The 10,153-nt window shown below is 63.6% G+C and carries 8 protein-coding genes; 4 read left to right on the forward strand and 4 right to left on the reverse strand.

Annotation, left to right across the window (positions count from 1 at the left end):
* Positions 1-27: 27 nt before the first annotated feature.
* From ACYQ6W_RS18330 to ACYQ6W_RS18340, 3 genes are read right to left on the reverse strand one after another with little or no spacing between them, the layout of a single operon-like run.
* On the reverse strand, positions 28-2,277 hold the full coding sequence (locus ACYQ6W_RS18330) for a xanthine dehydrogenase family protein molybdopterin-binding subunit (protein WP_459677331.1): 2,250 nt from the start codon (positions 2,275-2,277) through the stop codon (positions 28-30).
* Complete coding sequence (locus ACYQ6W_RS18335; RefSeq protein ID WP_459677333.1) at positions 2,274-3,305, reverse strand: FAD binding domain-containing protein; 1,032 nt, start codon at positions 3,303-3,305, stop codon at positions 2,274-2,276. Before ACYQ6W_RS18335 ends, ACYQ6W_RS18330 begins: the two co-directional genes overlap by 4 nt.
* Positions 3,293-3,772, reverse strand: coding sequence for a (2Fe-2S)-binding protein (locus ACYQ6W_RS18340; RefSeq protein ID WP_459677334.1), 480 nt, complete (start codon positions 3,770-3,772; stop codon positions 3,293-3,295). Before ACYQ6W_RS18340 ends, ACYQ6W_RS18335 begins: the two co-directional genes overlap by 13 nt.
* 74 nt (positions 3,773-3,846) lie before the next feature.
* Between ACYQ6W_RS18340 and ACYQ6W_RS18345 the strand changes: the two genes are divergently transcribed.
* Positions 3,847-6,297, forward strand: a complete 2,451-nt coding sequence (locus ACYQ6W_RS18345; protein ID WP_459677336.1) for a CheR family methyltransferase — start codon at positions 3,847-3,849, stop codon at positions 6,295-6,297.
* A gap of 21 nt (positions 6,298-6,318) precedes the next feature.
* Here the strand turns inward: ACYQ6W_RS18345 and ACYQ6W_RS18350 are convergent, their stop codons facing one another.
* Entirely contained in the window at positions 6,319-7,332 is a 1,014-nt protein-coding gene (locus ACYQ6W_RS18350) for a chemotaxis protein CheB (protein WP_459677338.1), read from the reverse strand.
* 129 nt (positions 7,333-7,461) lie between these two features.
* Here ACYQ6W_RS18350 and ACYQ6W_RS18355 point away from each other — a divergent pair, with 129 nt between their 5' ends.
* The 3 genes from ACYQ6W_RS18355 to ACYQ6W_RS18365 all read left to right on the forward strand — a co-directional run bounded on the left by ACYQ6W_RS18355 (position 7,462) and on the right by ACYQ6W_RS18365 (position 10,063).
* Positions 7,462-8,835: a sensor histidine kinase gene (locus tag ACYQ6W_RS18355; protein ID WP_459677339.1), complete on the forward strand. Its 1,374-nt coding sequence runs from the start codon at positions 7,462-7,464 to the stop codon at positions 8,833-8,835.
* Between the two features lie 186 nt (positions 8,836-9,021).
* Positions 9,022-9,762, forward strand: coding sequence for a ferritin-like domain-containing protein (locus ACYQ6W_RS18360; protein ID WP_459677341.1), 741 nt, complete (start codon positions 9,022-9,024; stop codon positions 9,760-9,762).
* Positions 9,763-9,907: 145 nt separating this feature from the next.
* Complete coding sequence (locus tag ACYQ6W_RS18365; protein ID WP_459677342.1) at positions 9,908-10,063, forward strand: hypothetical protein; 156 nt, start codon at positions 9,908-9,910, stop codon at positions 10,061-10,063.
* Positions 10,064-10,153: the final 90 nt, after the last annotated feature.

A 10,153-nucleotide genomic window follows, 5' to 3' on the forward strand; every position in this document is an offset into this window, starting at 1 on the left:
CAGATCCCACTCTTCAAGGGCGAGGCGCTAGAGAAGATCCTCGATCCGGATCGGCAGGCGGCGAACCCGCCGCCCCGTTGCGTGCCACACGGCATTGGCAATCGCCGCGTTCATTCCGACGATGCCGAGTTCCCCAAGACCTTTGATGCCGATGTCGTTCACGCGGTCATCCTCTTCAGGCACGAGGATCGCCTCCACCTGCGCGACGTCTGCATTCACCGCCACCAGATATTCGGAGATGTTGTCGTTCACGTAGCGCGCGTGACGGAGATCGATCTCCGTCTTTTCGAGCAGCGCCGCACCCAGGCCCCAGATCATACCGCCGACATATTGGCTATGGGCGGTGAGTGGATTGACGATGGTGCCGGAGGCAAAGGCACTCACCATGCGCGCGACGCGGATTTCCGCGGTCCGCCGGTGCACCATCACCTCCACCATATGGGCGCCGAACGCATAAGCTCGATCCGTCTTGCGCTGTTGACCGCGCAGTATCGGCAACTGCCCTGCGTAGAGGGTGTCGAGCGCGTCTGGAGGCAGGCCGGGCGGCGCGTGTTCGGCATAGACTTCGACGGCGCCGTGACTGACGCGGGCAACCGCGGCGGCAAGCGGCTCCGACGGTCCACCTGGCACGCCGAGAGCCCCATCCGCGAGGGCGAGCTGCGCGGGATCTTGACCGGCGCAAGGGCTATCCCCGCTTGCCACGGCAGCCGCGGCGATGCGGGCGACAAGCGCGTCGCAGGCTTTGGCAATCGCATGCGTGATGGTGGCGGTGTGGCTGGAGCCTGCGGCCAGCGCAGTGGGCGGCAGGGTGCTGTCGCCCATCCGCACCGTCACGTGGTCGATCTCGATCCCGAGACGCGCAGCGGCGGCAATGGCGGCGACCGTATAGGCGCCGGTTCCCAACTCATGGCCGGCGAGTTCCACATCCGCAGTCCCGTTCGGGCGCAGGCGCACACGCGCGGCGGCCGCCGCGATATTGGACGGATAGGCGGCGCTGGCGCAGCCCCAACCGATCCTCCAATCGCCCCGGCTCATCGCACCGGGTTCGAGCGGCCGCTCATTCCATCCGAAGTGGGCGGATGCCTCATCGAAGCAGCGCATCAGATGACGGCTGGTGTAGGGGGCGCCATCCGTCGGGTCGGTTGCCGTATCATTGAGCCGGCGCAGTTCCACCGGATCCATTCGCAGACGTTCGGCGAGCTCGTCCATCGCCGATTCGAGTGGGAACATGTAGGGCGTGTCCGGCGGCGCCCGCATGAAGCCCGGCGTGTTGCGATCGGCGTGCACCACCTTCACGCGGGTGCGTATGTTCGGACAGGCGTAGAGGCGCGCCGTCGTCTCCGTGCCGGAGACGTTGTAGACGCTGGGGCGGCTGGTCACCTCCGCGCCTTCGTGACGAAGACCGAGCAACCGTCCTCGTCCATCGGCCGCGAGGGTGAGCCGGTGGCGCGTCTCCGCCCGATAGGTGGCGATCGTGTATCCCTGGTCGCGTGTGGCGACGAGCTTGACCGGACGGCCGATGCGGCGGGCGGCGACCGCGATCCAGGCGGTGCGGGCCGTGGCGCCCCCTTTCGATCCGAAGGCGCCCCCGACGAACTGCGAGATGACCCGGATACGCTCAGGCGCGATGCCGAGCTGATGGGCGAGGTTGCCGCGCAGGCCATAGACGAACTGGCTTGGCTCCCAGACCGTCAACTGGTCTCCGCTCCAGGCGGCGGTGGTGGAGAAGAGTTCGATCGGATTGTGATGTTGGGTCGGCGTCTCATACAGCGCGTCGATGACGACATCCGCGCTCGCGAAGGCCGCGTCCACATCACCCACCTCGTAGTCCTCATGCTCCCCTGGTTCGCGCCATTCCTCCACAACACCGGGCTGGTCAAAGGTGGCTGCAGGGGGCGTTTCGGCATAGGCCACGGAGACGCGATGCGCCGCGTCGCGGGCGATTTCATAGGTCTCGGCGAGAATGATGCCGATGATCTGGCCATCATGCCAGACCTCTGCGTTTTCCATCGATGTCGTGGTATCGCCTCCCGCCTGCATCCTCGGCCGTTTCGCCTCCGTGCCCACGGTCTCGTGGGTCAGGATGTCGATGACGCCGGGAATGGCGCGCGCCTCTGAAAGATCGAAGGAGAGGATCCGGCCTCGGGCGATCTCGCTGGTGATGAGGAAGGCCCAGGCTGGATTCTGCTGCGGCGCGTCGGCCGGATAGAGCGCCTGTCCCGTCACTTTGGCCCGGCCGTCGACACGCAGCTGCGCTTGGCCGATACGCGGGCTCATGCTGGAATCTCCATGGCGCGGGCTTCGAGTAAGGCACGGACCAGCGTATGTTGACCAAGCGTCACCTTGAAAGCGGTCTCTCCTTGGGCGACCGCCCCGGACAGGGCGCGTTCAGCCGCCGCGTTTGCCGCGGCCTCATCCAGACGCTGGCCGCGCAACACGGCTTCCGCCTCCGGGGATCGCCAAGGACGTGTCGCAAGCCCGCCGAGCGCGATCCGCGCCTCCACTACCCGATCACCCTCCATCGCCAGCGCAACCGCCGCGGACGCGAGTGCGAAGTCGAAGGCGGCGCGATCGCGTACCTTGACGTAGCGGGAACGGCGTGTCCAAGCGCCATACGGCACGGTGAAGCCGATGATGACCTCACCCTGGGCCAACGTCGTCTCGAGATGCGGTGTCGATCCAGGGAGGCGATGCAGATCGGCAAAGGGAAAGCGGCGCTCTTGCCCCGTGGGCGACAGGACGGTGACGCTGGCCCCGAGCGCAATGAGGGCATTGGCGAAATCGCCTGGGTAGTTCGCCTTGCAGTCGGTGCTGACGCCCAGAACTGCAAGCCGCCGGTCACAGCCGCCCATGGCTCCACACCCACTACCCGGATCACGCTTGTTGCATTGTCTCCATAACGGATCTCTGAAATAGGGGCAGCGCGTCCGCTGCAGCACGTTGCCGCCGAGGCTGGCCATGTTGCGGAGCTGTGGGCTTGCGGCAAGATCAAGAGATTCAGCGATGACCGGAAACTCTCGCTGGACCGTGCCATCCGCGGCCGCTTCGCTCATCCGGACACCGCTGCCGAGCCAGAAGCCGTCTTCCTCGCGGCTTAGGTTGCAAACCCGTCCGTCAATATGGGCGAGGTGAACGAGCTGCGATGGCCGCATGACGTCGAGCTTCATGAGGTCGAGGAGATTTGTCCCACCGGCGAGATACTGGCGGCTCCTGTGAACCTCGGCTTCCTGGCCGTCGCTGACACCGCTCCAGCCCCGAATAGCTTCCCCGAGCGTCGTGGGGGCCTCGATCATCATCGGGCGCATGCGCGATCTTCCATCACCTGGCGCGCCTGCAGCACGGCTTTGACGATGTTGGGATAGGCGGCGCATCGGCACAAATTGCCGCTCATATACTCGCGGATCTCTTCTTCGCTGCCGGCGTGCCCCTCCTCGACACATCCGATCGCCGAGAGGATCTGCCCCGGCGTGCAATAGCCGCACTGGAAGGCGTCGCAGGTCAGAAAGGCCTCCTGCATGGGATGAAGCGGTGCATCGGGCGGTGACAACCCTTCGATCGTGGTCACTTCGCCCTGGACGGTGGCGGCTAGCATGAGGCAGGAGAGGACGCGACGTCCATCGACCAGCACGGTGCAGGCACCGCACTGGCCCTGGTCACAGCCCTTCTTGGTTCCTGTCAGACCGAGATGTTCCCGCAATGCGTCGAGGAGGACGACCCGTGGGTCGATGGCGAGGAGCCGGGTCTGCCCGTTCACCCTGAGCGTCACCTCCATCGGCGTCTCCTCTCTCCTGCGCGGCCTGTCGGGTTGCCGGTGCGGCGCCGGAGCGGCCGAGCCTAGAGGAGCAGATGGCGAGCGCCATCCGCATTGCCATGCAGAAACCTTCACCTTTGACGGAGCATCATCATCCCGCGAAACCCCGTTCAGCGGCGGACGACAGACGGCATTTTTCAAGGGGCGCCGTTTGGGCTTCGGCTAGCGCCGCCGCCCTCCCAAGGCTAGACTTGACCAAGTGTGCCACGGGACCCCACGCCCCAATGTCTGAGAAGCCAAGCCCCGAGAAGCAGTTCGAAGCCCTTCTGGAATATATCCAGGAGAGTCAGGGGCTGGATTTCCGTGGCTACAAGCGCACCAGCCTGCGCCGGCGCATCATCCTTCGGATGGAAGCCGCAGGGGCCGTTGGTTTCGCGAGCTACCAGACTTTGTTGGACACAGATCCGGCCGAGTTCGCTATCCTGCTCAACACGATTCTGATCAACGTGACGTCCTTTTTCCGTGACACCGAAGCGTGGGAGGTGCTGCGATCCGAGGTCCTGCCGCGCATCATCGCATCGCGCGAGGGTGACAGCCAGATCCGCGTATGGTCCATCGGCTGCGCTTCGGGCGAAGAACCCTATTCGCTCGCGATGTTGTTCGCGGAGGCGCTCGGGCTGCCAGCGATGACGAAGCGCGTGAAGATCTATGGCACCGACCTGGACGAGGAGGCGCTGCAAAGCGCCCGCCAGGCGATCTACTCGCCGCGCGACGTCGAATCTGTGCCGGCTGATCTTCTCGAGAAATATTTCGATCGCAGCAAGAACCACTACGTGGTCAATCGGGAACTGCGCAAGTGCGTGATTTTCGGACGGCACAACGTCGTGCGCGACGCACCGATCTCGCGCATCGACCTGCTCGTCTGTCGTAACCTGCTGATCTATCTAGAAAGTGACACGCAGGACATCGTCTTACCGCGGCTCTACTACGCCCTCTCGTCCAGCGGTTTTCTTTTCCTCGGCAAGGCTGAAACGCAGCTTGGCCGCTCTTCGCTCTTTCGGCCGGTGGATATGAAGCATCGCATCTTCGCGAAAATGCCGCAGCAATGGCGCCGCACCCAGGGTGGAGGTCTCGCGGTTGCCAAGGAATATCGCTCGGAACCGGTGGCGAGCCCGCAACATCTGGTCGAAGCGGTTCTGAACGAGTCCGCCACGGCGTTTCTGGTGGTCGACGACAGCGGCATGGTGACGCTCGCGAATGAAACGGCGCGCGAATTGCTCTCGGTCGGTGAAGCCGATATCGGTCGCCCGTTTCAGGACCTGCCCGTCTCCTATCGCCCCGTTGAACTGCGCAACCCGATCGAGGAGGTTCTTCAGAACCGCCGGGTCGTCCGGCTGGAGCATCAGGAATTTCATCTGGCGAAGGGCGAATCTCTCCGGCTCACGATCGAGCTGCGGCCGCTCTTCCGTGTGGATGGCACATGCTATGCCGTGCTGCTGACCTTCGTCGACACCACGAGCCTCTACGAGACCCAGCGGGAGCTGCAGACGGCACAGGAAAACCTTCAACACTCGATCGAAGAGCTGCAATCGGCGAACGAGGAGCTGGAAACCACGAACGAAGAACTTCAGTCGACCAACGAGGAGTTGGAGACGACGAATGAAGAGCTTCAATCGACCAACGAAGAACTAGAGACGATCAACGAGGAGGCGCGCTCTTCCAACGAAGAAATGGAGTCCGCCAACGAGGAACTGCGCATCCTGGTGGAACAGGCAAGCTCTCAGAAGGCGTTTCTCGAATCCATCCTGCGTACCCTGAACGTCGGGGTGGTCGTCCTTGACGGCAAGCTCGTCATCCAGAGCTGGAACCGTTGGAGCGAAAACACCTGGGGGCTGCGTGCGGAGGAGGTGATCGGCACCAACTTCGATGCTTTGGAAATCGGCCTGCCCGTTCACAGGTTGCGGGATGATCTCATCGCCGTTCTCGTCAAGCCTGAACGGCAGGTGGAGCGGATTTTGGAGGGCCGGGACCGGCGAGGACGCAAGGTGATGTGCCGCGTCAAGGTAGCGGCGCTCGTCGAGGATCAGGAGCCGACCGGCGCCGTTCTGGCCTTTACCGATATAGGGGACGAACGCCGGCAGGAAGATCAGATCCGCTACCTCGGCCGCGTCTTCGACCAGGCGCCCGAACCCATCCTATTCCTCGATCCCGACAGCATTTCCATCCTTCTGGCCAATCGAGCAGCGGAAAAACGGTTCGGTGGCGTCGACCAGCCTCTGGTGACCCGGGCCCTGGCCGATCTTCTGCCGCCACAAGCCAATCTCGAACTAATCCGGCAGATGCTGAAGCCGTCGCAGGAGGATCAGGACCAGGAGCTTCTTCTGGCGACGACCCTTTGCGCCTTGGACGGTGAGAAGATCGAGGTGGAGCTTTCACTCCGCTATCTCGGGCTTGAAGTCCCGCCCGTCATCCTGGCTGTGGTCACCATGCCGCGCCGCCAGCACCGGCTCATGCTGTCGGGGGCCGAGGAGACCGGCTCGGGCTGAGAAACCCGCTCGAAGGCGAGGTTATTCGGCGGTATCTTCGGGGGCAGGCATGCGCCGCAGCTGGGCCGCAGCCTGTTCCAGCGCGAAAATCATCCCTTCGGCCTCCCGGCGCGCCTCCTGCCACCGCGAGACCGCGTGGTGAAGGCGCCGAGCGGATGCGCTGTCGCTCATCTGCTGAAACAGCTTGATTCGGTCGCGATGGGTGCGGATGGCGACGGCGAGGGCTCGCTCCAACTCCACGGTCTGTGCTTCTGCCAGGCCGAGGGAACTGAAGGCATGGCCCACCTGGCAGCGGAAACGTGACTGGCCTCCCGCATCGATAACGTTCAGCACGCCGCCGCAATCGGGGCAGGACATGAAGCTGGGCTGGCCCGGGGTGACGATGGCTGGGCTCATCACGGCGAATTCCTCCGCGGCGATCTTGTCTTCGATGGCATAATCCGGCGGAAGCGGAACCGTGGGCGGTGCTTCCGTCTGGGACAACTCCACGAGAACAGCGGGAAGTTCATTGAGCGGCGCGACCTTGTCCACATGGTCTCGCCGCACGGCGTTGCGCGGCATCGAAGGCCATTCCGCATCCTCCGGATCCTGCACCAAGGAGTATCCGCCGGCTGCCTTGATGGCGATCAACCCGTCCGTTCCGTCATCCAGCAACCCCGTCAGCACGAGGCCAATGACACGTGCGCCATAGGCGACTGCCGCGGAGCGGAAGAGCGCGTTCACCGATGGCCTCACGCGGTTTTCCTGAGGCCCGCGGCGCATCAGGATGCGGCCGGGCCGCAGGAGAAGATGATGGTCTGGCCCGGCCACGTAGACGTGGCCGGGCTCGATGATCTGCCCATCGCTGGGCGAGACGGCCGGAAGCGGCCCCGAGCGGTTCAGCAGCTGAGCCATCACGCTGCGGGCCGAAGGCGAGACGTGTTGCACCAGAAAGACGGCTGCGTCGAGATCGGCCGGAAGGCCGGCGCACAGTTGCATGGTCGCCTCGACGCCGCCGGCGGATGAGCCGATGACGATGATATCCCGTTTGGGCATGAGTTCAGCTCACGAAAAATCTAAGACGATAACCTAGTCAAGATGACACGATCAGCAACGAAGAGGGTGGACGACAGATGCCTGACACGTTCAACTCATGAGTATGAACAAGTAGCTTGGCAGACGCGCATGAACGAAATAGCTGATGCTGGCAGGTTGATTGCGGAGAACGAACAACTGCGTACCGCGCTGGAGAATGTGCTCGAGGAAAACGCTAAGCTACTCGATGAGCGACAGCGCCTCAGCCGTCGGGTGTCTCAGCAGGCGCGCCAACTTCTTGAGATGGCAGCAAAGCTGGCCCCGCAAACCGAGAATGCCTCGGCCGCTGCGGATGAGCGTCTGTTCGACCGAGTTCAAAACGAACAGCAGGAAGAAGAACTCCGCGTGGCTTTGGAGGAGATGCAGGTTCTAGCGGAGGAGCTTGAGGTCGCGAATGATGCGCTGACTGAGGCCAATCGAAGCCTGGAACAAAAGGTCAGCGAGCGGACAGCCGCGCTGGCGGCGACCAATACCGCCTTGCAAGTCAGCGAGAGCCGCTTTCGCAGCCTCGTGCAAGGCATCCCCCAGCTGGTTTGGCGGGCAGCCGGCCAAGGTTTGTGGACCTGGTGCAGCACGCAATGGACGGATCTCACCGCGCTCGACCTAAGTGAAAGCGCGGGGGAGGGCTGGCTGAACGCCGTACATCTCGACGATCGGGACGTAGCGCGCCATGCCTGGCGCGAGGCGCCGCTGCGAGGATATCTCGACATCGAACTGCGGATGTTTCGTGCAGCCGAGGGGCGCTACGGCCATTATCGGACGCGCGCTTTGCCGCGCTACGACGAAGGTGGCGATTTGATCGAGTGGCTCGGCACCTGCACGGACGTCGACGACATGCGGCGTATGCAGGAACATCAGAAAATCCTGGTCGGAGAGTTACAGCATCGCACACGCAATCTAATTGCGGTCATTCAGGCGATTCTCCAGCGTACCTTGCGCAACAGCGAAACGCTTCAGGAGTTTGAGGCGGCAGCCCTGGAACGGCTGGCTGCCCTTGCCCGCACGCAAAGTCTGCTGTCCCGCGCCGATGGGGCGCCGCTTACCCTGGCTCACCTGCTTCGCGACGAGTTGAGCGCCCATTTCAAACTCGATGCGCAGGAGGATCCGGCGCGGATCGTCATCACTGGCGACGAGACTATCGCACTTCCGCCAAACGTGGTGCAGCCCTTGGCAATGGCGCTCCATGAACTGGCGACGAATGCCGTGAAGTATGGCGCCTTCTCGTTTCCCGCGGGCCGCCTCGAGGTGAGGTGGGTGGTGGAGCAGACGGAGCGGCACCCCCGACTGTTGACGATCTCCTGGTCGGAGCTTGGCGTGCCGACGCGTGCCGATCCGCAGCCGAAGCGGGGCGGGGGAAATGGCCGGCATCTGATCGAACGGGCCCTTCCGTATCAGACCGGCGGAGAAACGCAGTTTCGACTTGCGGAAGATGGCTTGCGCTGTGTCATGCGCGTGCCGGTCTGACCTCAGAACGGCATGTTCTCCGACCGTTCTCAGACGTCCGATATCGCGCCACCGGCAGCCTAGCGCGGGACACGAGGCTGCGAGGCGAGACGCATTCGCGCGAGCATCCGCCAAATCGCCTGCGCCACCATCATATGTCTATCGCAACCAGAGGCCGCCATCTTCGACGGCGGTGGGAGAAGCGCGATGACCACGCATCGGCATACGTCTACCCGGACGACGGGCAACGAAGAGATCAGCGGGATAGATCCCGGCGGTACGCGAAGCACCCATCCCGGCGGGCGCAACAGCCAGGGTGAGCCCTCACTCACCCGCGAAATCGAGAGCGGCGACCGGAACGTGAACCCAGGCCTAATGCAGCGACTGCCTCACGGCGAGGTGGTCATGGGCTCCCAGTCGGCCTCTGCAAACACGAAAGGACACACTATGGCTGATTCAGACGCGCTTCATGACCTTTATGTCACCGGCCTGCGCAATGCCTATGCGATGGAGACGCAGGCGATCGAGCTCATTTCACGGCAGGTCGAGCGGCTCAAATCCTATCCGGAGATGGAGGACCGGATGCGCCGGCACCTTCAGGAATCCGAGGCGCAACGACAGCGCATCGACAGCGTCTTGAGCGGAATGAACGAGAGCCACTCCTCCCTGAAGTCGGCGGCCATGGGCCTGCTTGGGAACCTCGCAGCCCTTGGCCATACCCCGGCTCCGGACGAGGTGGTGAAGAACACCATCGCGAACTACGCCTTCGAGCATTACGAAATGGCGGCCTACCGGTCGCTTCTCGCGCTCGGCGAGGCGCTGCCCGGCGCGCAAGGGCTGTCGGAGCTTCGTGAATCCCTTAAGGAAGAGGAAGGCATGGCGGCCTGGATCGATGGGCACATCGGGCCCACGACCCTCGCCTATGCGCGCGGTCAAGGCGGGCGATGAGGCAGGGAAGTCAGCGCGGAGGCGTGGGCCGCCTGCTCGCACCTCCGGCGCTGGCGACTCGGTCACATTCTGGCGACGCGCGAGTCGCAACATTGAAAGGATGGGCAGCCAAAGCCAGTTCCGGGCCCTGAGGAAGAGACCGCCTATGCCGTTCGATGGAAGTGCGTTCGACGCGTCCCAACCCCAGCCCCATGATCAGCCGCCCAAGGAACTGGGTTCTGACGGCTGGGCCTGGGCAATTTCCATTGCCTGCATCATCCTGCCGTTCATTCTGGCGGCGCTACGCTTCGCGATGAACTAAGAGGCTGTTTGAAAATGGTTGTGGCGGCTCGGCGCGGTCTGATTCAAGCTTGGGATGTGGACCCAAGAGAGCCGAGGCCGGATGGCCGAC

The organism is Acidisoma sp. 7E03 (genome assembly GCF_054665075.1).

Coding starts and splice junctions, on each gene's coding strand:
- ACYQ6W_RS18335 (WP_459677333.1), bottom strand. CDS start 3,305: ATGCGCCCGATGATGATCGAGGCCCCCACGACGCTCGGGGAAGCTATT.
- ACYQ6W_RS18360 (WP_459677341.1), top strand. CDS start 9,022: ATGACCACGCATCGGCATACGTCTACCCGGACGACGGGCAACGAAGAG.
- ACYQ6W_RS18355 (WP_459677339.1), top strand. CDS start 7,462: ATGAACGAAATAGCTGATGCTGGCAGGTTGATTGCGGAGAACGAACAA.
- ACYQ6W_RS18365 (WP_459677342.1), top strand. CDS start 9,908: ATGCCGTTCGATGGAAGTGCGTTCGACGCGTCCCAACCCCAGCCCCAT.
- ACYQ6W_RS18330 (WP_459677331.1), bottom strand. CDS start 2,277: ATGAGCCCGCGTATCGGCCAAGCGCAGCTGCGTGTCGACGGCCGGGCC.
- ACYQ6W_RS18340 (WP_459677334.1), bottom strand. CDS start 3,772: ATGGAGGTGACGCTCAGGGTGAACGGGCAGACCCGGCTCCTCGCCATC.
- ACYQ6W_RS18350 (WP_459677338.1), bottom strand. CDS start 7,332: ATGCCCAAACGGGATATCATCGTCATCGGCTCATCCGCCGGCGGCGTC.
- ACYQ6W_RS18345 (WP_459677336.1), top strand. CDS start 3,847: ATGGCGAGCGCCATCCGCATTGCCATGCAGAAACCTTCACCTTTGACG.